This window comes from Salinibacterium sp. VpJ6 (assembly GCF_059767345.1).
This window is the reverse complement of the sequence record NZ_JBSOQL010000002.1, coordinates 128,241-148,871: the sequence shown is the minus strand read 5'-3', so window position 1 is coordinate 148,871 and position 20,631 is coordinate 128,241. Positions and strand designations below refer to the sequence as shown.

21 protein-coding genes and 1 tRNA gene are annotated in these 20,631 nt (G+C 62.2%); 7 read left to right on the top strand and 15 right to left on the bottom strand.

Annotated features, from left to right (window positions below; all coding sequences use genetic code 11):
• Window positions 1-96 precede the first annotated feature (96 nt).
• Entirely contained in the window at window positions 97-399 is a 303-nt protein-coding gene (locus tag ACWTV1_RS09740; RefSeq protein ID WP_498505165.1) for a putative quinol monooxygenase, read from the top strand.
• A 13-nt stretch (window positions 400-412) separates the two neighbouring features.
• Here the strand turns inward: ACWTV1_RS09740 and ACWTV1_RS09735 are convergent, their stop codons facing one another.
• Window positions 413-622: a hypothetical protein gene (locus ACWTV1_RS09735; RefSeq protein WP_100389680.1), complete on the bottom strand. Its 210-nt coding sequence runs from the start codon at window positions 620-622 to the stop codon at window positions 413-415.
• A 42-nt stretch (window positions 623-664) separates the two neighbouring features.
• Window positions 665-1,351: an aquaporin gene (locus tag ACWTV1_RS09730; protein ID WP_498505164.1), complete on the bottom strand. Its 687-nt coding sequence runs from the start codon at window positions 1,349-1,351 to the stop codon at window positions 665-667.
• 66 nt (window positions 1,352-1,417) lie between these two features.
• On the opposite strand from ACWTV1_RS09730, the gene ACWTV1_RS09725 reads away from it, so the two are divergent.
• Window positions 1,418-2,362, top strand: a complete 945-nt coding sequence (locus ACWTV1_RS09725) for a metalloregulator ArsR/SmtB family transcription factor (RefSeq protein ID WP_498505163.1) — start codon at window positions 1,418-1,420, stop codon at window positions 2,360-2,362.
• 62 nt (window positions 2,363-2,424) lie between these two features.
• The gene (locus ACWTV1_RS09720; protein ID WP_498505162.1) at window positions 2,425-2,856 is read left to right on the top strand and encodes an arsenate reductase ArsC; all 432 of its coding nucleotides are present in this window, start codon (window positions 2,425-2,427) and stop codon (window positions 2,854-2,856) included.
• Window positions 2,857-2,917: 61 nt separating this feature from the next.
• On the opposite strand, the gene ACWTV1_RS09715 is transcribed toward ACWTV1_RS09720, so the two are convergent.
• The 10 genes from ACWTV1_RS09715 to ACWTV1_RS09670 form a co-directional block, all read right to left on the bottom strand.
• Window positions 2,918-2,991, bottom strand: a tRNA-Leu gene (locus tag ACWTV1_RS09715).
• A gap of 39 nt (window positions 2,992-3,030) precedes the next feature.
• Window positions 3,031-4,347, bottom strand: a complete 1,317-nt coding sequence (locus ACWTV1_RS09710; RefSeq protein WP_498505161.1) for an NAD(P)/FAD-dependent oxidoreductase — start codon at window positions 4,345-4,347, stop codon at window positions 3,031-3,033.
• 39 nt (window positions 4,348-4,386) lie between these two features.
• Complete coding sequence (locus ACWTV1_RS09705; RefSeq protein ID WP_498505160.1) at window positions 4,387-5,637, bottom strand: S8 family serine peptidase; 1,251 nt, start codon at window positions 5,635-5,637, stop codon at window positions 4,387-4,389.
• Window positions 5,634-6,188 (bottom strand): DUF501 domain-containing protein, encoded by a 555-nt coding sequence (locus ACWTV1_RS09700; RefSeq protein WP_498505159.1) that lies wholly within the window; start codon window positions 6,186-6,188, stop codon window positions 5,634-5,636. The genes ACWTV1_RS09705 and ACWTV1_RS09700 overlap by 4 nt, the downstream gene beginning before the upstream one ends.
• Window positions 6,185-6,691, bottom strand: coding sequence for an FtsB family cell division protein (locus ACWTV1_RS09695; protein WP_100389674.1), 507 nt, complete (start codon window positions 6,689-6,691; stop codon window positions 6,185-6,187). The genes ACWTV1_RS09700 and ACWTV1_RS09695 overlap by 4 nt, the downstream gene beginning before the upstream one ends.
• 30 nt (window positions 6,692-6,721) lie before the next feature.
• Window positions 6,722-8,002, bottom strand: coding sequence for a phosphopyruvate hydratase (eno, locus tag ACWTV1_RS09690; protein ID WP_341620378.1), 1,281 nt, complete (start codon window positions 8,000-8,002; stop codon window positions 6,722-6,724).
• A gap of 60 nt (window positions 8,003-8,062) precedes the next feature.
• Window positions 8,063-9,019, bottom strand: coding sequence for a CPBP family intramembrane glutamic endopeptidase (locus ACWTV1_RS09685; protein WP_498505158.1), 957 nt, complete (start codon window positions 9,017-9,019; stop codon window positions 8,063-8,065).
• A gap of 28 nt (window positions 9,020-9,047) precedes the next feature.
• Window positions 9,048-10,337, bottom strand: coding sequence for a histidine--tRNA ligase (gene hisS, locus ACWTV1_RS09680; RefSeq protein ID WP_498505157.1), 1,290 nt, complete (start codon window positions 10,335-10,337; stop codon window positions 9,048-9,050).
• 36 nt (window positions 10,338-10,373) lie between these two features.
• Entirely contained in the window at window positions 10,374-10,973 is a 600-nt protein-coding gene (locus ACWTV1_RS09675; protein ID WP_498505156.1) for a TetR family transcriptional regulator, read from the bottom strand.
• Between the two features lie 299 nt (window positions 10,974-11,272).
• Window positions 11,273-11,929 carry a nucleoside triphosphate pyrophosphohydrolase gene (locus ACWTV1_RS09670; protein WP_498505155.1) on the bottom strand — a complete coding sequence of 219 codons (657 nt, stop codon included), beginning with the start codon at window positions 11,927-11,929 and terminating at the stop codon, window positions 11,273-11,275.
• Between the two features lie 99 nt (window positions 11,930-12,028).
• Here ACWTV1_RS09670 and ACWTV1_RS09665 point away from each other — a divergent pair, with 99 nt between their 5' ends.
• The 3 genes from ACWTV1_RS09665 to ACWTV1_RS09655 all read left to right on the top strand — a co-directional run bounded on the left by ACWTV1_RS09665 (window position 12,029) and on the right by ACWTV1_RS09655 (window position 14,535).
• Window positions 12,029-12,829: an SGNH/GDSL hydrolase family protein gene (locus ACWTV1_RS09665; RefSeq protein ID WP_498505154.1), complete on the top strand. Its 801-nt coding sequence runs from the start codon at window positions 12,029-12,031 to the stop codon at window positions 12,827-12,829.
• An 81-nt stretch (window positions 12,830-12,910) separates the two neighbouring features.
• Window positions 12,911-13,564, top strand: a complete 654-nt coding sequence (locus ACWTV1_RS09660; protein WP_498505153.1) for a thermonuclease family protein — start codon at window positions 12,911-12,913, stop codon at window positions 13,562-13,564.
• Between the two features lie 80 nt (window positions 13,565-13,644).
• The gene (locus ACWTV1_RS09655) at window positions 13,645-14,535 is read left to right on the top strand and encodes a CPBP family intramembrane glutamic endopeptidase (RefSeq protein WP_498505152.1); all 891 of its coding nucleotides are present in this window, start codon (window positions 13,645-13,647) and stop codon (window positions 14,533-14,535) included.
• Between the two features lie 7 nt (window positions 14,536-14,542).
• On the opposite strand, the gene mfd is transcribed toward ACWTV1_RS09655, so the two are convergent.
• From mfd to ACWTV1_RS09640, 3 genes are all read right to left on the bottom strand, one after another.
• The gene (gene mfd / locus ACWTV1_RS09650; RefSeq protein ID WP_498505151.1) at window positions 14,543-18,232 is read right to left on the bottom strand and encodes a transcription-repair coupling factor; all 3,690 of its coding nucleotides are present in this window, start codon (window positions 18,230-18,232) and stop codon (window positions 14,543-14,545) included.
• Between the two features lie 118 nt (window positions 18,233-18,350).
• Window positions 18,351-18,932 (bottom strand): aminoacyl-tRNA hydrolase, encoded by a 582-nt coding sequence (gene pth / locus ACWTV1_RS09645; RefSeq protein ID WP_100389665.1) that lies wholly within the window; start codon window positions 18,930-18,932, stop codon window positions 18,351-18,353.
• A 26-nt stretch (window positions 18,933-18,958) separates the two neighbouring features.
• Complete coding sequence (locus tag ACWTV1_RS09640; protein ID WP_498505150.1) at window positions 18,959-19,579, bottom strand: 50S ribosomal protein L25/general stress protein Ctc; 621 nt, start codon at window positions 19,577-19,579, stop codon at window positions 18,959-18,961.
• A 314-nt stretch (window positions 19,580-19,893) separates the two neighbouring features.
• Between ACWTV1_RS09640 and ACWTV1_RS09635 the strand changes: the two genes are divergently transcribed.
• Window positions 19,894-20,610: a FadR/GntR family transcriptional regulator gene (locus tag ACWTV1_RS09635; RefSeq protein WP_498505149.1), complete on the top strand. Its 717-nt coding sequence runs from the start codon at window positions 19,894-19,896 to the stop codon at window positions 20,608-20,610.
• Window positions 20,611-20,631 lie beyond the last annotated feature (21 nt).

Below are 20,631 nucleotides of genomic sequence, written 5' to 3'. Positions count from 1 at the left end.
GCGCCGTGTTGCTCAACTTTCCCAGAACGCGCGCCGCAACACAACGGGCCGCCCCTGCCGCTTGACCCTCGCACGCCAGTGGCGTTGAGTGGAGCCATGACTTTCGCAAACGTAGGCACCCTTGGAGTGAAGCCAGGCCACCGCGATGAGGTTGTCGCTATTCTCACGCGGCGCAGCACAGACCTAGACAGCGCCGGGTGCCTCAGCTACGAGGTCGGCGTGAGCGACGAGCATCCCGACACCGTGTTTGTCTCCGAGCTGTGGGAGTCGGCGGAAGCCCACCAGCTCTCGTTGCAACTGGCAAGCGTGCAGGCTGCGATCAAGGAAGCGATGCCCCTGTTGAGCGGCGAGATGGGCGGCAACCGCTTCGAGGTCGTCGGGTCACCGCTGCGCGACTAGGCGAGGGCTGTGCTCACAACCCTTTGCGCGTGTTCCACCAGTATCGCCACAAAGCGAATCCCCCGTACGGGATCACGATCAGCACGAGCGACCACAGCAACACCGTGCGTACGCTCTGGTTGCCCTCGCGAATCATCGTCAGAATCGCCCATCCGTCGAAGGCCAACGCGATGAAAAGGACCGGCGCGAGCATGGGATACGAGAGGCCATAAGCGCCGAACATTGTTTTCCTGTCGCTGAAACGTGAGTATCTGTTCTCTCCAGATTACGCGACGCGGCGCTCGACGAAGAGCCATCGCACGAGGCCGAAGCCAATCGCTGCGCCAAGGAGCTGGGCCGCGATGAAACCGGGGGCCGAGCCCGGGGCGATGCCCGCAAAGGTGTCGCTGAACATGCGACCGATGGTGATGGCGGGGTTGGCGAAGCTCGTGGAGCTCGTGAAGAAATAGGCGCCACCGATGTAGGCGCCAACGGCGATCGGAGCGAGGTTTGCGCGCCCCGTGCGCACGAGAGCGAAGATCACGACGATGAGCCCGGCGGTCGCAACGACCTCGCTGAGAAAGTGTGCCGGGGTCAGGCGCACAGTCGTACTGAAGGTGACAGCAGCCTGCGCGAACATGAGGTTGACGAGGATCGCGCCGGCGACGCATCCGACGATCTGGGTCGGGATGTAGAACGCCGTATCGCGCCACGACCGCAGCCCGCTGAGCGAATCCACGATCGAGACGACCGGGTTGAAGTGCGCGCCACTGACCGTCATGAACACGAGGATGAGCACGCCGAGCCCAAAGGCGGTTGCTAGCGCGTTCTCGAGAAGTTGCAGCCCGACGTCGCCCGGCGAGAGTTGCTGCGCCGCAATGCCAGAGCCGATAACGACGGCGGAAAGCCCCGCACTACCCACGAATTCGGCGGTCAAGCGACGGGTGAGAGCGAAGGTTCGCGGCGTGGTCATTCGGAGATCATACCCAAACATTGATAACTGTCTATGAATCGGATGTTGTCCTTTAGACTTCTTGCTATGTCAGCGATCGAGTCACCCGCCTCCGAACGCGCCGTGGCCGAACGCATCGCCCAGAGCATGCGCGCGATCGCCGACCCCACGCGAGTGCAGATTCTGCGCTTGTTGATGGATGCCCCCGAAGGTCGCCGCGGAGTCACCGACCTTGCTGCTCGCCTCGGCCTCACCCAACCCACCGTGAGCCACCACGTGCGCATCATGGCCGACGATGGAATCTTGCAGAGCGTTCAAGAGGGGCGCCAGGTCTGGTACTCCCTCGTTCCGTCACGCCTGGCCGATGTCTTCGGCTTCGTGCAGCACTCCCCCGTGGATGCCGCCACCACTGTTGACCCCACAATTCTCGACCGCATCACCGACGACCTCGCCCTCCGCTTTGCCGGCGTCTTCTCGCGCGAAACCGTCGCCGAGTACGTCGCCAGCAGCTACGACCTGTTGCGTGCGGGTGCCCCCAAGGATCGCCACTTGTCGTCTCACACGTCTCGCTTTGCCGCTGATCGATTGGGGGCACTCCCCGAGGCAGATGCCGCAGCCACCACGGCACCGACCGACGTGCTGTTCGTGTGCGTGCAGAATGCGGGCCGCTCGCAACTCGCCGCCGCCATCCTGCGGTCCCTCGCGGGAGACCGCGTGCGCGTGCTGACCGCAGGCTCGCAGCCGACCGAGTCGATCAACCCCAAGATCGTGGCCGCCCTCGACGAAATCGGCGTTTCCGTCGATGGCGAATACCCCAAGCCGCTCACCGAAGAAGTCGTGCGCGGCGCGGATGTCGTGATCACGATGGGGTGCGGCGACGCCTGCCCCATTTATCCCGGTCGCCGCTACCTCGATTGGGAACTCCCCGACCCCGCCGACATGGCAATGGATGGCGTGCGGGCCGTGCGCGATGACATCGACGCCCGCGTGCGAGAGCTGCTTCGCTCGCTGCCGCCAGTGAACGCTGAGTGAACTAGTCACGCCGCACCCCGCAACCCTCGCGCGACGTATAGACATTCATCTATGCTTTAGGCATGACCGCCGAAACTACCGCCACCACCGAGGCTCGCAAGCCCGTCGTTCTTTTCGTCTGCATTCACAATGCTGGCCGCTCCCAGATGGCCGCCGGCTACATGACGGCACTCTCGAACGGCGCCGTCGAAGTTCGTTCGGGTGGTTCGGAGCCGGGCAATGAGATTAACCCCACCGCGATCGCAGCGATGGCCGAAGAGGGTATCGACATCTCGCAGGCAGTCCCCCAGCTGATGACCACCGATCAGGTGCAGGCATCGGATGTCGTCATCACGATGGGCTGCGGCGACGTCTGCCCGATTTTCCCCGGCAAGCGCTACGAAGACTGGGAGCTTGTCGACCCCAAAGGCAAGGGCATCGACGAGGTTCGCCCGATCCGCGACGACATCAAGGCGCGCATCCAGAAACTTCTGACAGAAATTCTTCCCGCCTAAGCACCGCGTTAAACGACTGAAGGCGGCCGCATTGCGACCGCCTTCAGTTAGTTAAACACGGTGCCCCGACAGGGACTCGAACCCTGACTGTGATGATTTTAAGTCATCTGCCTCTGCCAATTGGGCTATCGGGGCACGCATGCTCCACGCTTTCGCGCGGAGCATGCAATCACACTACTTGGGGCGTGACGCGAACTCTTCGAATGCGCGGCGCGGTTCTACGCGAGCCTCGATCGAGATGGTGTCGCGACCCCAGAAGAAGTTCGTGATCCAGTTGCTGAAGACGCGAGCCTTGCGCTCGAACATCGGCATCGCCATGCCGTGGTATCCACGGTGCATGAACCAAGCCGGGAAGCCCTTGATCGCGATCTTGCCGGACTGGAAGACACCGTGGTACAGGCCGAGACCGGCAACCGCGCCCTGGTTCTTGTGGAAGTAGTCCTTCGTCTCTTCGCCACGAAGCGAAGCCACAATGTTCTTGGCCATGAGCTTGGCCTGGCGAACAGCATGCTGAGCGTTCGGAACGCAGAAGCCGCCAACGCCACCACCGGTGAGGTCAGGAACAGCACACACGTCGCCGGCGCCCCAGGCACCCTCGACGACACCGTCATCGTTCATGACCCGGAGGTCGGCCTGCACGCGGATGCGTCCACGCTCTTCGATGGGAAGGTCAGTGCTGCGAACAACAGGGTTCGCCATAACGCCCGCGGTCCACACGATGGTGTCGGACTCGAAGCTTTCACCGGTCGACAGCTCAACTACGCCATCCACCGCTGACTTCAGCTGGGTGTCGAGGTGGATCTGGGCGCCACGGTCAGCAAGGTTCTTGATAACCCACTTGCTCGTCTCGAGCGAAACCTCGGGCATGATGCGGCCCATGGCTTCGATGAGGTGAAAGTGAGTGTCTTCGAACTTGAGGCTGGGGTAGAGCGGCAGCAGCGACGAAGCAAGGCTGCGCATCTCGCCGAAGGCTTCGATACCAGCGAAGCCGCCACCCACAACAACGAACGTCAGAAGACGGTCGCGCTCGGGGCCAGCAGGCAGGTTGGATGCCTTGTCAAAGTTGGTGAGAAGACGGTCACGAACGGCAACAGCCTCTTCGATCGTCTTCATGCCGATAGCTTCGTCAGCAACACCGGGGATGGGGAAGGTACGCGAAACGGCACCGGCGGTCACAACAACGAGGTCGTAATCCATCTCCCACGAGTCGCCCACCTCGGGCTGAATCGTCGCGGTCTTTGCCGCGTGGTTGATTCCCGTGACCTTCGCCGTGACGACCTTGGTGGTCTTCAAGTGACGACGGTGAGGAACGACCGCATGACGAGGCTCAATCGAGCCCGCAGCAACCTCGGGCAGGAAAGGCTGGTACGTCATGTAGGGAAGAGGGTCAACCATGGTGACCTCAGCTTCGCCGCGGCGTAGCCACTTTTCGAGCTTACGAGCAGTGTAAAAACCGGCGTAACCGCCGCCGACAATCAAGATTTTTGGCACGAGTTAGAGTCTCCTAAAAGGGGAAGTTCGCCACCAAACTTACTCTCTCTCGCGCATACTCCTAAACCGACGCCATGCGAGAACGCCGGAACCGGCCAAAATGAGAAGAAAAATCCCGTAAATGGCGAGCGGAACGCCCACATTCCGAAGCATGCTCACTGTTGGCAGCAGCGTTCCGAGGGGGCTTATGGGCCCCGCGATGGTCGAGTTATCGCCCTCAGGCACCGGTTCAGGCGACGGACTGAACGTCGGAACCGGGGCGGGAGTTGACTCCGCGCGACGGTAGATCGTGATCCACTCGGCGAGACTCCCCATGGGGTTTTCTTCGACCAAGGGCACGTTCGCGTTCACAGCATCCTCGGCGTCGATCAGCCCGAAACCGTAAATGGCGTCGGCGCCGGGAGCGCCAGTGTCATGCGCGGTCGCAACGATGCGGTTGATCACGTTGGCGGCATCCAGCTCTGGATGCGCGGCACGCACAAGCGCGACGATGCCAGCGACGATCGGCGTTGCGCCACTCGTGCCGTTCCACAGCACGTGCGATCCGCCGGGTGCAACACCCACGAGGTCTTCGCTGGGCGCCGCGACACCGATCGTGATGCCCTGAGTAGAAGCGTTGAAGCTGGCAACACCGTTGACATCCACTCCGGCAACAGTGAGCACACCGGGCATCGTGGCGGGGGCACCGACCGACGTCGTGCCACTCCCCCGGTTACCCGCGGCAGCAACGACAACCACGTCGTTATCCATGGCGTAGAGGAAGGCGCTGTCCCAGCTCACCGGCCAGTCGAGCGTTTCACGAGTGAGCGAAAGGTTGATGACGTCGGCACCCTGATCGACGGCGTAGCGCACAGCCTGAGCGATCTGGTCATCCGAACTAATGGGGCCGCCCGTGAAGCCAATAGAGATCGCCAAAATGTTGGCGGCGGGGGCGGCGCCAATTACGCCAGCGCCCGTTCCCGTGCCGCGACCGGCCGCAAGAGAAGCGACGAGCGTGCCGTGGGCCGGATTGTCGTCACCAACAGGCGTCTGCCCGTTCGGTGAGCCCTGACCCGAAAAGTCTGTTCCGCCGGTGACCGCACCGACGAGTTCTTTCACCGTGCCATCGACACCGGTATCAATGACAGCAATCGTGACACCGGCGCCCTTTGTGGTCTTCCATGCGGCCTCGATGCCGTACTCCTGAAGCCAATACTCCTGATCGCGCACCGCGTCGGCGTGCGCCGGCGTTGCCACCAGCACGGAGGCGAGGCTCGCCATCACGACGAGGCCAGCGGCCCAGCGCTTCACTGGCCGCTCTCCGCCGCCTTGCCTGCTGCGGCATCCTGCTCAGCGGCCTCCGAGTAATCGGGGCACTGGCACACAGTGGGGCTCCACGAGGCGCGCTCGAGAGCAATGTCGCCGATCGGGTTAACGCCGGGACCCGCGGCGAGCGAGTGCCCTACGAGAGCGTGCAGGCACTTGACGCGCGTAGGCATGCCGCCGGCCGAAACACCGGCGAGCTCCGGAACAACCTCGATGCCATCGCGGTCGGCAATGTACGCCTCATGAGCGGCCTGGTACTGCGCGCCGATCTCACCCTCGAGCATTGCGGCGAATTCGGGCATCTGGCCCTCAGCCTCAAGCGTCGACACGGATGCCGTAGCCGCCGGGTGGCAGAGGTAATAGATAGTGGGGAACGGCGTTCCATCGCTCAGACGCGGCTGGGTCGACACGACGGTCGGAGCCCCGCACACGCAGCGCGCGGCGATACCAATCACATCGCGAGCGGGGCGCCCGAGTTGAAGCGACACAATGCGCACATCTTCATCGCTGACGGCGTCAAACGGTGGGGTGGTCATTGCTGAGGTCCTTCAATTACGGGGGCGGTGAGCTCGTCGGGGGCATCTTCCGTGAGACCAGCAGTGTAGATGGACGACACGAGAGTTTGCACCCAATCAATCTGGGTAGTTTGGATGCTCGCGCTGACCGGCACACCATCGTTCGTGGTGACGTCGGCAGCATCACCCGTAACGAGGTAGCTCACTTCGCCCGGGTACACGTAGTACAGGCGGTCGCGAGCCTGGGACTCGATGTAAGCACGGTCATCCCAGCGGGCGACGTTCTCGTTGAGTTCGTCGACCGATTCTTGTGCTTCATCCACTTGCTGCTGCAATTGCGCGATCGTCTGTTGTTGATCAATCAGGATGCGCAAGTTGGGAGCAAGAACGATGACGGCGAGTATGAGCAAACCAAGCATGAGCACGGTGAAGCCCGAGAAGCGGATCGTGCGCAGCCAGTGTTCTGGCGCGCTCTCCTCGGGCAGCGTCACCGCTACCTTTTTTGCTCGTACTCGCCTAGCCATGCGTTCGATGCTAGACGACGCTAGTGAGTGCTAGCCGTTGAACCGCGGGAAGGCGGAACGGCCGGCGTAAACTGCGGCATCGCCGAGCTCTTCTTCGATGCGCAGCAGCTGGTTGTACTTAGCTACGCGCTCGGAGCGAGCCGGTGCACCGGTCTTGATCTGGCCGGTGTTGAGCGCTACCGCAAGGTCAGCGATCGTGGTGTCTTCGGTCTCACCGGAACGGTGCGACATGACGGCCGTGTAGCCGCTGCGCTGAGCCAGCGAAACAGCGTCGAGGGTCTCGGTGAGCGAACCGATCTGGTTGACCTTCACGAGAATCGAGTTTGCCGTGGCGAGCTCGATGCCCTTGGCGAGACGCTTGGGGTTGGTGACGAACAGGTCGTCTCCGACGATCTGAGTCTTCGAACCGATTTCGGCGGTGAGCTGAGCCCAGCCCTCCCAGTCGTCTTCGTCGAGCGGGTCTTCGATCGACACGAGGGGGTACGCAGCAACGAGCTCGGCGTAGTACGCGCTCATGTCACCAGCGGACTTCGAGACACCTTCGAACGTGTACGAACCGTCTTTGTAGAACTCGGTGGCAGCAACGTCAAGGCCAACGGCGATGTCCTTGCCCGGCGTGAAGCCAGCCTTCTCGATTGCTTCCATGAGTAGGTCGAGTGCTGCGCGGTTGCTGGAGAGGTCGGGGGCGAAGCCACCCTCGTCGCCGAGGCCAGTGCTGAGGCCCTTGCTCTTGAGCAGTCCCTTGAGCACGTGGTAGGTCTCAACGCCCCAACGGAGGCCTTCGCTGAAGGTCTCTGCGCCGTGCGGGAGGATCATGAACTCTTGGATGTCGACGTTGCTGTCGGCGTGCGATCCACCGTTGATGACGTTCATCATCGGCACGGGGAGCACGTGAGCGTTCGGTCCGCCGAGGTAGCGGAAGAGGGGCAGGTCTGCCGAGTCAGCAGCAGCCTTTGCCACGGCAAGCGAAACACCGAGGATCGAGTTTGCGCCGAGGTTCTTCTTGTTCTCTGAACCGTCAACCGCGATGAGCTCAGCGTCAACGAGGCGCTGGTCGGAGGCGTCGAGGCCTTCGATTGCGGGGCCGAGGTCGTCGATAACCGCGTCAACGGCCTTCTGAACGCCCTTGCCGAGGTAACGGTCTTTGTCGCCATCGCGAAGCTCGTAAGCCTCGAATGCACCGGTGGATGCTCCCGAAGGAACTGCGGCGCGGGAAACTACGCCGTCGTCGAGCAAAACCTCAACCTCGACCGTGGGGTTTCCCCGGGAGTCAAGAATTTCGCGGGCGCCAACTGCTTCGATCAAAGCCACAGGGGGTCTCCTTAAAGAAAGTTTGTTTGGACTGGAAGTGGTGGATGTCCGTGGGAAAGCCTACTCCGAGCCAGCGACGGGCGCTGACTCGTTACGAGTAACCACCGGCTGCGGCGACGCCGGGCGGAACTGCCCGGTGGCCAGCAGCACGATTACGAGAACCAGCGGAACGAGCCATCCGGTCCACCCCAGAATGCTGGCCTGAAGCGGGTCGAAGCTCTCGCCGACCATGATGAAAATCAAGGAGAATCCGGCAGCCGCGTTGAACGAACCGTGCGCGAGAGCGGCCGGCCACACCGACGCTGAACGGATGCGCAGCCACGAGAACACGCCGCCGACCACAATGGTCATGCCCACCATTGCCGTGAGCGCGAGCCAGCCGGGAGCGCCGGGATAGTTGTAGCCGAGCAGGATGAGCGGCGCGTGCCAGAGGCCCCACATCACGCCCGAAATGAGAATGGCGGGAACGACGCCGAGCGGCAGCAGTTTGGGCAGCAGCCAACCGCGCCAGCCGAGCTCTTCGCCCAGAGCGGGAACGGTGTTGATGAGCGCACCGATGGCCACGTTGAGGAACTGTGCGGCCACGAGTAGGCCAATCGGAATGGGCAGCGGCGCTTGACCGAGCGCCTCAAGCTGGCTGTCAAGCATCGCCTCGAAACCGGAGAAATTCACGAAGTCGGCCGGATAGACGCCCACGAGCGCTCCGACGACGAGCGCCGCCAGGATGAGGACGGGAGGAATAACGAGCGCCAAAGCTAGGTAGCGCAAGAACCGACCAACGGGGCGCACCGAACCGAGCCCGAGCGCCGCACGGCGGGAGCGAGCATCCGGATGCTTCTCAACAAAGAAGACCACGATCAGTGCCGCAATCGCCGGCGTGAACATCATCGCCAAGGCGAACACGGTAAAGAACGGATTCGTGAGACCGCCTGTAAACCACAGAGGAAGAGCGAACAACCACGCGAGCCCGAAGCTCAGGGCCGTAAAAATAAGAACCGGCTTTGCTGCGACGTTCACGCTTTCTCCCTCGAAAAGTGGGCGCTAGCTAACCACCCAGCGGCTTGAACTCAAGGCTATCAATGCTCACGTTTTCTGCACGGACCGTCGCGAAACTGGTGAAACCGGCATCCCGAAGCTGGTCGAGAAGCTGCGGCAGCTTCTTAGGCCGGGCCTCGAGCCGAACCCGCTTGCCGTCTTTGATCAGGGCGGCCTGCAAACGCACCAGAGTTGCCGCCTCAACATCGGCGTCATAGACGAGCGCAACTTGGTCGTCATCCGTTGCCGCACCGAGGTCAACCAGATCAACCAAGCGCTCAAAGCCGAGCGAGAAGCCGACAGCCGGAACATCACTGCCCAAGAAGCGACCGATCATTCCGTCGTAGCGACCGCCACCACCGAGCGAATAGCCGAGCGACGGATGCGCGACCTCAAAGATCGCGCCCGTGTAGTAGCCCATCCCCCGCACCAACCACGGGTCGAACTCGATGAGCGATCCGGAGTCGCCGCGGCCCGCTTCGACCGCGTGACCGATCGCCGCGAGTTCAAGGATGACCTCTTCGGTGACGCCAGCGGGCAGAGCGGCACGGATGGCATCCGCACTGAATTCAGGAGTGGTTTCGGGCGCCGGGCGCTGAAGGAATTCAGCGAGCGCCGCCACGGGAGCATCCGGGAAAGCGCGTTCGCGCAACTCAGCGATGACTCCGTCGGCGCCGAGCTTGTCGAGCTTGTCGACGGTGATCAGCACGGCCTCGTGCTCTTTGGCCGGAAAACCAAGGATGCTGAGCGAACTCGTGAGCAAGCGACGGTCGTTCACGCGAATGGTGCAGCCCTGCACTCCGAGAGCATCGAGGGTCGCTGCCGTGGCAGTAATGAGTTCAATCTCAGCGCTGGGGCCGGCCTCGCCCATGATGTCGATGTCGCACTGCACGAACTGGCGGTAACGGCCCTTTTGCGGGCGTTCGGCACGCCAGACGGGTGCCATCTGAATTGAACGGAAGACCTTGGGCAGTTCAGCACGGTGGGTTGCATAGAAGCGAGCGAGCGGAACCGTGAGGTCGAACCGCATCCCCAGATCAGCAAGATCGAGAGCATCGGATGCCGCCTGCAGCTTCTCTGGTGTGAGCCCGCGTTTCATCACCGCAAAGGCGAGCTTCTCGTTGTCGCCACCCAAGCCGGCATGGAGGCGTGAACTGTCTTCCATCACCGGAGTTTCGATCTCGTCGAATCCGTGCGCGCGATAGCTGCCCCGGATCACGCCGAGAACGCGCTCGCGCTGAGCCTTTTCTGCCGGAAGGAAATCCCGCATTCCGCGGGGAGGATTAACCGTTGACGCCATGCTTCCTATTCTCTCGCACGCGACAGGGTTTCGCTGCTACCGCGCGACCTCAGCGAGCAGTTGCTCGATCCGCTGGCGGTGGTGGCTAACGGCTGCGTTGAAGACGGCGGCGGAGGCTTCGCGGTTCTGGTTGAGCACGAGATCGAATTGCACGCCGTGGAACATGTTCACGAGCAGCCGCGCCTCGATCTGAGCTTGTTCCTCGGTAAGACCAAACGAGACGAGGGCTGCGGTGCCCATGGTGATCCACTGGTTGAACAGCGGGCGAGTCACGCTGAGCTCGTCACGCTCCACGGCTTCGAGCAGCCCCGCTTCGAGCTCGAGACGTTGCCGGTGCAGGTTTTCGGGCAGCTGCGTCCACTGACATGACAGGTACAAGCTGTCGAAGTAATCGTCGAGGGTAGTAATGGGAAGCTTGGAGGCCTCATCGGGGCTCGCTCCGCGCGCATTAGCGTGCACAATCTCGCGGATGAGCTCGGCGCGTGTTCCGAAATGGTAGACGAGCGTGAAGGTACTAACGTCGAGCGCTTTCGCGAGCGAACGGAATGTGAGGCTAGACAGCGGTTTATCAGCAAGATAGGCAATAGTTTGCTGAATAAGAGCTGGCTTGCGCGTCGGGTCGGGTCTGCGGGCCATAGTTGTTAACATAACGGTTGTTTGCTAATGAACGATGCAGCAGTTATGCTTTCTCCTTGTGCCGGAAACTCGTTACCGGTGCCACAACTACTTGAAACCCCCTCACCAGGGGCTTCTCCAACGCTGGATCGGTAGGCCGGGTAATCCCACCGATCCTTCAGCGCGCGATGCCATTCTGTAAACGATCGACGTGCGATCACATGTCTCGTTTGCCGGCATTGCGCCGGTGCCCTCCTTATTCGGGTTAAGGGGGGCACCACCCACCCGGGTCTTCTGTCACGACCCGTCAGAGTTCGATGCTAGAGCGAAGCCTCGTGTTCTTTGATCTCGTCGGTCAACTGCCGGAGCGCCGTGCGCAACGCCCGCTCCGAGTCCAAGCCATTGGCTTTCGCGGATGCCACAATCGCCAGCAAAAGCGGGCCCAGTTCATCTTCTTCCGTGACATTGATCGCACCGGGGGCCGTGGCATCCAAAAGCCCCACCTTGTGGGCGCGGCCCAGCAGCTTGTCCGCTAGAGCGAGTGCGGGCATCTTCGCAGGGATGCCGTCGGTAACGCTGGTGCGGTGCGGTTTCTCCGTCTTCTTGAGCTCGTCCCACGCAGCGATCACGTCATCCGCCGTGTCAGCGGTGGTGTCGGCGAAGACGTGCGGATGGCGACTAACCATTTTTGCCGTCATGTTTGCGGCAACATCTTCGAGCGTGAAGCGCCCGGCCTCGGTCGCGATATCAGCGTGAAAGAGCACCTGATAGAGCACGTCTCCCAGTTCTTCGACCATGTCGGCCGAGTCTCCGCTCTCGATCGCATCCACCAACTCGTAGGTCTCTTCAACCAGATGCTGCACGAGCGACTCGTGGGTCTGGTCACGATCCCAGGCGCAACCGCCCGGAGCCCGCAACCGTTCGAGGGTAGCGATCAGGGTGTCGAGTTCAGGGTGTGGTGCAACAGGCTCGGTCATGAACCAATCCTCCCACTCCTAAAAGTAAGCTGAAGTCACGTCTAACAAAGCGGTATGTCGTGGGAGGCGCCACCTCGAGAATCGTCCACTATATGAACCGTGGTCCCGAAGAATACGTCTCCTGAGTGCGCCGACGACGTCTCCTCCCACACTCCATTGACACGACGTCTCGTCGCTGGGCTCATCCACGCTTTTAGGCCGCTACTCAAGCTAAACCTTCTCGCTTTCCGCGTCGATGCAGCGAACACGCTCTTTCCACCCGACAAGCCCGAGGGCGAAGTTGTCGCCCCCGATCCCGCACGATTGCTGTTCATCGGAGACGCTGCGGCATCTAGCTACGGTCTGCTTCATCATGGGCTTGGAGTCGTCTCGCAAACGTCGCGCTATGTGGCGCGTGAGTTGGCATCCGGATGCTCGTGGACCAGCATCGCCGACGTCGAGCTAACCATGGCGCGCGCCGCCAAGGAGCTCGCGAACGTGGACCACGATCTCGACGCGGTCGTCATCGTGCTCGGACCGCCCGACGTGCTCTTCGGAACCACCGCGACCGAATGGACCACCAGCCTCCACGAAATCATTCACTCCGTGCGTCTGGGCCCCAATCCTCACTGCCCGGTAATTGTTGCGGCCGTGCCGCCGATGTACCGCTTTCGAGCAATGCCACGCTTCATTCAGCGCCTCCTCGCGTTGCAAATTACGAGACTCAATCGGGCATCGCTCGCCGTCGTCGACACCGTGCCTGGCGTGAGCTACGTTGCTTTCCCCTCCTTAGACATGTGCAACACCTTCATCCAAGACAGCCTCAACTGGAAGACGATCCACTCACTGTGGGGCAAGCAATTGGGGGCCGTGACGTCACGAACACTCGCCGCCCAGCGCGGTGCTGGCGACAGCATCTGAAGCGACGACAACTCGGTAACGTTACGCGGTTGAGCCTCCGCTGCTCGCGATACTGACGCGCGCGCATGCGAGAATCGTGGCGTGTCTGCTCCCCACAAACGTTCTCGCCTCGTCAGCGTCATCATCGTGCTCGCCCTCGTGGGCGGCGCCGCTATTGCCGCATACTCGAGTGCTACTTCGCCCGAATCACACAGCGATGGCGCGTCCCTGGTGGGCAGCACGGAAGGCTCGGGTTCGGCATCCGAATCATCGTCGACAGACCCCGACATTGATGCCGAAAACGAGACCGAAAACGTCACTGGCAACGACATCCCTTCTGGCGTTTTTGCAGCGACCGTCACCTATGTGCATGATGGCGACACCCTCTACCTCGACAACGGGAGCTCCGAGGAACTGAAGGTACGCCTCATCGGACTCGACACTCCCGAACTCGCCAGCCAGCAGCGACCGGATGCCGAAGAATGCTACGGAGTCGAAGCTCGCGAACTGCTCCGCGACTTTCTACCCGAAGGTACCGACGTGTGGGCGCTCGAAGATCGTGAACCCGAGGACCGTTACGGCCGCTCGCTGCTGTACGTCTACCTCCAGGATGGCACGCTCGTGAACCTAGCCATGGTCGAGCTGGGCGCCGCAGAGGCCCTCAAAGTGGGGCTCAACGACCGCTTCTGGCCTGAGCTGCGCAACGCCGAAGACGACGCGTACGCGGCGAAACTCGGCATGTGGGGTTCCTGCTAACCTGCGAGCAATTTTCACCGCGCAAGACGGGGATCACGGACCAACTGGGGCATCCAGCCTGACCATGGCACGATTGGTGCATGCTCGACCCCGCCAACCCGCTCATGCTCGCCCTGCTGTGGGTCGCACTCGTCGGCGTGCTGACGGCACTAGCCCTGAGAACCTTCCGCCGCGACCAGCGCGAGTACCGCCGCTTCAAGCGTTTTCGTACCACTAAGCGACGCCAGCTGATGCTGCGCCGCTGGCTGCTGATCTCGTTCTCGCTCTTTGGCGGCCTCGCTCTGGCGACTCTTCTAGCCAGTGGAACTTTCGCCGCTCCCCTGCTTACCGAGGTGCAGGCCTGGCCGTGGGTGGCGTGGCTACTCGGCGTCCTTGCCGCACGTCCCACCGTGACCGCTGGGGTTCTCGCAGGGCTCGCAATCGGATTCATCGCCGTCACTGTTCTCGCCATCATCTCCGTGCGCAAGGAGGGCGAAGAGGTGGTGAGCGTCGGCGACGTTCAAGCCATCCTCCCCCGCAACCGTCAGGAACTCGTGCTGGGCGGGCTGCTCTCGATCAACGCCGGAGTCGTCGAAGAGCTGCTGTTCAGGCTCGCGCTGCCAGCGCTGCTATTCGCGACAACCGGCAACGCTGTAGTCGCTATCGTCGTCAGTCTTCTGCTGTTCGGCCTCATGCACTCATACCAAGGCCTCACCGGCATCATCGTCACAACAGTGCTCGGTGCCATTTTCATGGCCATCTACGTGCTCACCGGCAGCATTCTTGTGACGATCATCACCCACGCGCTGATCGACCTGCGCTCGCTCGTACTCATTCCCATGGCAATCGGAGGCGTCCACCGCATCGATGGTCGCCGCAACCCGCTCGCGTTTACACCGAAGCCGAAGCCCGTGAGTGTCGAACCGGATGCCGCGAAGCCCGCCTCAGAAACGGCTGCTGAGGCGACCGCGCCAGAAGCGACGCGGCCCTAAGCGTCAGCTACTTCGTGGCTGCGGATGCTGAGCCAGCGTCCTTGCCCGCCTTCGACCGCTCGGCCGCTTTCGCCGCCGCCTTGTCGACCGCGAGTTTTTCGGCTGCTTCCGCGGCGAGAGCAACTTCCTTGAGTTCGTCGACAGTGTCTTGAGCACCGAACACCGATACAAGGAGGTCTTTCGTCCATTCGATGAGGGCGCCATCATCGGCCCCGGTCGGCAGAGGAATGATCGCCGTCGACGCCGCCGAATGGTATTTGGACCCCGGGTACATGCGCTGCAATCGCACTTGCTTAGAGTCGAGAAGATCGGCCGGCGCGATGCGCAGCTTGTCGCCCATGACAACCACTTCGCTTAGCTTCAAACGCTGAGACATCCGACGCAAACGTGACACCGCGATGAGGTGTTTCACTTCCTCAGGCGGCTCGCCGTATCGGTCAGTGAGCTCTTCGAGCACGCGATCGATGCTGTCCGCTGCTGCCGACGGTGAGCTTGCCGTCGAGAGCTTCTGGTACGCCTCGAGCCGCAGGCGCTCGCTCTCGACGTAGTCTTCGGGGATGCTGGCATCCACTGGCAGTTCGAGGCGCAGCTCGGTCTGACCTTCGGCAACATCACCGCGGAAGGTGGAGACGGCCTCGCCGATCATCCGCAAGTACAGGTCGAAACCCACCCCGGCAATGTGGCCAGATTGTTCGCCACCGAGCAGGTTTCCGGCACCACGAATTTCGAGGTCCTTCATGGCGATCTGCATACCGGCGCCCAGTTCGTTGTTGGCGGCAATGGTGTCGAGACGCTCGTGAGCGGTCTCGCTCAGCGGCTTCTCTTCGTCGTACAGGAAGTACGCGTAGGCGCGCTCACGGCCACGACCCACTCGACCGCGCAACTGATGCAGTTGGCTGAGACCGTACTTGTCAGCACGGTCAATGATGAGCGTGTTGGCGTTCGGGATGTCGAGCCCGGTTTCCACAATCGTCGTCGAGACGAGCACGTCAAACTTGCGATCCCAGAAGTCGACCATCACTTGCTCAAGCGCCGCTTCGGGCATCTGCCCGTGAGCGATCGCGATGCGAGCATCCGGAACCAGTTCGGCAATCTTCGCCGCCACCCGGTTGATCGAGCTCACGCGGTTGTGCACGTAGAAGACTTGACCTTCGCGCAGCAGTTCGCGGCGAATTGCCGCACCAACCTGACGCTCGGAGTACGGACCAACGAAGCTGAGGATCGGATGCCGGTCTTCTGGCGGAGTCGCCAGCGTCGACATTTCGCGGATGCCGGTGACGGCCATCTCCAGCGTGCGCGGAATCGGGGTTGCCGTCATCGCCAGGATGTCGACGTTGGTCTTGAGCTTCTTGAGAGCATCCTTGTGCTCAACGCCGAAGCGCTGCTCTTCGTCGATGATGACGAGCCCGAGGTCTTTGAACGCGACGCTCTTGGAAAGGAGACGGTGGGTGCCGATGACGACATCCACGGTGCCGTCGGCGAGGCCCGCTACCGTTTCGCGGGACTCCTTCTCGGTCTGGAAGCGACTGAGCGCGCGCAAGTGCACGGGGAAGCCGGCGAAGCGATCGGCGAAGGTCTCCATGTGCTGACGCACGAGCAAAGTGGTCGGCACGATCATGGCGACCTGCTTGCCATCCTGCACCGCTTTGAAGGCCGCGCGAACGGCAACCTCGGTCTTGCCGTAACCGACATCTCCGCTGAGCAGGCGGTCCATCGGAACCGGGCTCTGCATGTCGGCTTTGACTTCGTCGATGGTGGTCAATTGGTCAGGGGTTTCGGCGTAGGCGAAGGCCTCTTCAAGCTCGCGCTGCCACGGGGTATCCGGCCCGAAAGCGTGGCCCTTGCTGGCCATGCGCGCGCTGTACAGCTTGACGAGCTCGACAGCGATGTCGCGAACAGCCTTGCGCGCCTTGCTCTTTGCTGCCGACCAATCAGAGCCGCCCATCTTGTTGAGCGAGGGGGCTTCGCCGCCAACATAACGCGACAGTAGATCGAGCTGATCGGTAGGTACATAGAGCTTGTCGCCGGGGTAACCGCGCTTGTTGGGCGCGTACTCCAGCACCAGGAATTCGCGCTGCGTCTTGACCGCATTGCGGCCGCCCGTGCTGACCTGCCGCGTGACGAGTTCGATGAACTTGCCGATGCCGTGGGTCTGGTGCACCACGTGATCGCCACTCTTGAGCTGCAGCGGGTCGACGACATTCTTGCGGCGGGTGGCGAGCTTGCGCGCCGGGCGCGAGGCGTAGCCGACAGAACGGCCAAAGAATTCGCCCTCGCTCAGCACCGCAAGCTTCGCTTCGGGCATGGCGAAACCATGATCGACGGATGCCCGCAGCAAGTACGCGACCCCGGGTTCCGTGGTCTCGGGGAATGCGTCAACCGCGCGCCCGGAGAGCTCGCGCTCCCCGAGCAGGTCAGCGGTGCGCTCCACAAGCCCGGCGCCTTCGGCCACGATCGCCACCGTCCAACCGTCGGCGAGCAACGTGCCGACATGGTCGAGGGCGCCATCAAGGGTCCCTGCGAACGAGGGCGTGGCGGTGGCATCGATGCGCACGTATTCGGATGCTTCTTCTGCGGCATCGATCAGGTTCGCGGCATCCGCTTCGCCCGAGTCGAAGGTGCTGAGGGTCCACCAGGGGCGATCCCCTGCAGACGCACGAAGCGTGGTGAGCGTGACAAAGTCACCGGCATCCAAGTCGATGGGCGCTTCGGCGCCAGCAGTCGCGGCATTCCACGCAGCACTCAAGAATTCTTGGTTGGTTTCGGCGAGGTTCACGGCACGCGACGACACCTTCTCGGGCGAGAGAACCGCAATGGCGGCATCCGCGGGAAGGTAATGCGTCAGTGGCACGAGCTTGTCGACGAGAGCGGGCGCGAGCGACTCCATGCCATCGACGGGAATGCCCTCGGCTATCTTGGCCAGCATTGTGGAGAGGCTCGGAAACTCGTGCTGCATTTCGCGGGCGCGTTGGCGTACCGAATCGCTGAGCAGCAGCTCCCGGCTCGGCACGAGTTCGGCGTACTCGATGTCACCATCGATTGACCGCTGGTCGGCGACCGAGAACTCGCGCATCTGCTCGAGCTCGTCGCCGAAGAATTCGAGACGGAGCGGATGCTCGTGGTTGGGCGCAAAGACGTCGAGGATGCCACCGCGCACCGCGAATTCACCACGGCGAGTCACCATGTCGACACGGGAATATGCCAGTGCCACGAGGCGCTCCGAGAGCGCGGAGAGGTCGTAGTTGCGACCGCCCTTCGTGAGCATGACCGGCTCGATCGTGATGAGGTTGTCGGCGATGGGCTGCAGCGCCGCCCGCACGGATGCCACCAGCACAAACTGGCCAACCGGGTTAGCTTGCCACTTAGCCAGGTCGCGCAGCGCCTGCATGCGCTTGCCGACCGTTTCGGCACTCGGGCTCAGCCGCTCGTGCGGCAGAGTCTCCCACGCGGGGAACTCCACGATCTGAGCGTCGGGAAGATAGCTCGCGAGCGAGCGGCGCAGAGATTCAGATTCGCGACCGGTAGCGGTCACCGCGAGCATCGAGCGCGGTGCGTCAGAAGCTGTGAGCAGGCCGCCGATAAGGGGCGCCCGCAGCCCTTCGACGAGTGAGAAGTCGGCGCTACGTTGCGAGTAACGCAGGGCGCTCTCTACAGTTTGGGCGCGCGAAAGCGCTGAGATAATTCCGTCGAGAGTCACCGGATTACTCTACTCGCGGCCACCGACGCTGCGATGAGAGTTCACCCACAGCGCAGCAGGATTGCACGATTTGCGCGGCAACGCTCTAGGTCGGCGCGGCGCAGCGCCCGGCGCACAACTAGCGCGGGCTGTGGAAACGCTGCTGGGCTGCTTCGAGACCCTCTTTGGCGACCATAGCTACGGCATCCGCCGCGTCGCCCAGGAGGTTCGGCAGCACCTTGCGCTCGTCGCCCGAGAAGTCTCGGAGAACGAAATCAGCGGCGGGCTGGCGGCCGGGAGGGCGGCCGATACCGACGCGAACACGCGTGAAATCGGGAGAACCGACAGCGGCAGCAATATCGCGGATGCCGTTGTGGCCGCCGTGACCGCCACCGGTCTTGAGCTTCACGGTATCGAAGTCAATGTCGAGCTCATCGTGCACGACGATGAGACGCTCGACAGGAATCTTGTAGAACCGCATAAGTGCTGCCGTAGGGCCGCCCGAAAGATTCATGAATGAATTGGGCTTAGCCAGAATCAGCTTGGGGCCATCCCCGAAGCTTCGGCCTTCTGCCACGGCAGCGTTAGCTTTGTGGTTCTTGAAAGTGGCCGACAGTTCGTCAGCCAAGTGAGCCAACACCATGTGGCCCACGTTGTGGCGATTACCGGCGTAGCCGGGCCCGGGGTTACCGAGCCCGACTACTAACCATTGGTCATCCACGATTTCTCGCTTGCGGAAGAATCTGATTATTCAGCAGCCTCTGCAGCGGCCTCTGCAGCAACAGCAGCGGCTTCTTCTTCAGCAGCTTCGGCTTCAACCGAGGCACGCGGCATGCTGACAGCGACAACGAGAAGCTCGGGGTCGGAGAGCAGGTTCGAGCCTTCGATGAGCTCGACGTCGGCAGCGTAGATGTGAGCGCCTTCTTCGCGGCCCTCGATGTCAACGGTGAAGTACTCAGGGATGTGAGTTGCTTCAGCCTCAACCGAGATGGTCGGTGCGTCGAGGTTGGCAAGGGTGCCAGGAGCCGACTCGCCGGTGACGTGGATCGGCACGTCAACGATGACCTTTTCACCCTTGCGGATGACGACGAGGTCGATGTGCTCGATGATCTGGCGAACGGGGTCCTTCTGCACGTCCTTCACGAGGGCGAGCTGGCTCTTGCCGTTGATGTCGAGGTCCAAGATCTGGTTCGACTTACGCAGGATCAAAGCGATCTCGTGGCCCGGAAGAGCAACGTGGATGGGGTCGGTGCCGTGACCGTAGATGACGGCAGGAATCTTGCCGAGGGCACGGAGCTTACGAGCAGCACCCTTACCGAAAGAATCACGAGCATCTGTAACAACGTGGTTTACGCCTGGCTTAGCCATAGTTATCTCCTGTTCGACCGAAGTCAGTAGTGAGCTCAGTGCCTGCAACGAACGGAGTGCTCGTAGCGGGCTCAGTGCCCAGATCTTTGTCTGTAGTTCAACTCGAACGCCGGCAGACCATAGATCTGCCGCGTGAGGAAAAGCCCTGTGAGGAAATAGCCCTGAGACTTGCCCGCCGCGTCGATAACGGAACCGAATGGTTCCCTCGCCGAAGTTCAACTGCCGAGTTTACACGGTTAATAGCTCCTGTCAGCCACGAATCCTGGGCTCTCCGTCCCACTCAATGACCGCTACAGAACGACTACTCTTGATGCATGCCCGGAAGTCTTCACGCACGCGTGCTCAACGATCTCGGGCTCAGCATCGTTTCGGGCGAGATCTCCCCTGAATCCACGATCCTCGCCGAGCAGCTCGAAGAGCGTTACAGCGTCTCGCGTTCGGTCGTTCGTGAAGCCGTGCGTGTGCTGCAATCGCTCGGCATGGTGGCCTCCGTCAAGCGGGTCGGGATGCGCGTGCTGCCAATGTCAGAGTGGAGCCTTTACGACCCACTCGTGATCCGGTGGCGCCTCGAGCAGGCCGAGAACGGACGCCAACTGCGCTCCCTCACCGAGCTGCGCAGCGCCATCGAACCGCAGGCCGCGAAACTCGCAGCCCTGCACGCCTCCGACGAAGCCGCCGGCGAGCTACTGGCGTTGGCCGCGCGAATGCGGGCCGTGGGGCGCTCTGGCGACCTTGATCTGTTTCTTGAGCTCGACATCCGCTTTCATTCGCTGGTTCTTGCCGCGAGCGGCAACGAGATGTTCGCACGCCTCGACCGCGTGATCGCCGAAGTGCTGACGGGCCGCACCCACCGCGGGCTCATGCCGTCGACCCCGCACGAAGAAGCACTGCAACTGCACGTGGATGTTGCGGATGCCATCCAGGGCAAGCGCCCGGCCGACGCGTTTGCCTCCATGGAGCGCATCATGAGCCGCACGATCGAAGAAGTCGAACCCATCTGGGCTGGCGAACCGCGTATCTTCCTCGACTAGACGTCGCGCAAGAAACGCAGC

Bases quoted from the DNA above. Each gene is read 5' to 3' on its own strand.
- ACWTV1_RS09740 (WP_498505165.1), top strand. From the start codon at position 97: ATGACTTTCGCAAACGTAGGCACCCTTGGAGTGAAGCCAGGCCACCGC.
- ACWTV1_RS09735 (WP_100389680.1), bottom strand. From the start codon at position 622: ATGTTCGGCGCTTATGGCCTCTCGTATCCCATGCTCGCGCCGGTCCTT.
- ACWTV1_RS09730 (WP_498505164.1), bottom strand. From the start codon at position 1,351: ATGACCACGCCGCGAACCTTCGCTCTCACCCGTCGCTTGACCGCCGAA.
- ACWTV1_RS09725 (WP_498505163.1), top strand. From the start codon at position 1,418: ATGTCAGCGATCGAGTCACCCGCCTCCGAACGCGCCGTGGCCGAACGC.
- ACWTV1_RS09720 (WP_498505162.1), top strand. From the start codon at position 2,425: ATGACCGCCGAAACTACCGCCACCACCGAGGCTCGCAAGCCCGTCGTT.
- ACWTV1_RS09700 (WP_498505159.1), bottom strand. From the start codon at position 6,188: ATGACCACCCCACCGTTTGACGCCGTCAGCGATGAAGATGTGCGCATT.
- ACWTV1_RS09695 (WP_100389674.1), bottom strand. From the start codon at position 6,691: ATGGCTAGGCGAGTACGAGCAAAAAAGGTAGCGGTGACGCTGCCCGAG.
- hisS (WP_498505157.1), bottom strand. From the start codon at position 10,337: ATGGCGTCAACGGTTAATCCTCCCCGCGGAATGCGGGATTTCCTTCCG.
- ACWTV1_RS09675 (WP_498505156.1), bottom strand. From the start codon at position 10,973: ATGGCCCGCAGACCCGACCCGACGCGCAAGCCAGCTCTTATTCAGCAA.
- ACWTV1_RS09670 (WP_498505155.1), bottom strand. From the start codon at position 11,929: ATGACCGAGCCTGTTGCACCACACCCTGAACTCGACACCCTGATCGCT.
- ACWTV1_RS09655 (WP_498505152.1), top strand. From the start codon at position 13,645: ATGCTCGACCCCGCCAACCCGCTCATGCTCGCCCTGCTGTGGGTCGCA.
- ACWTV1_RS09640 (WP_498505150.1), bottom strand. From the start codon at position 19,579: ATGGCTAAGCCAGGCGTAAACCACGTTGTTACAGATGCTCGTGATTCT.
- ACWTV1_RS09635 (WP_498505149.1), top strand. From the start codon at position 19,894: ATGCCCGGAAGTCTTCACGCACGCGTGCTCAACGATCTCGGGCTCAGC.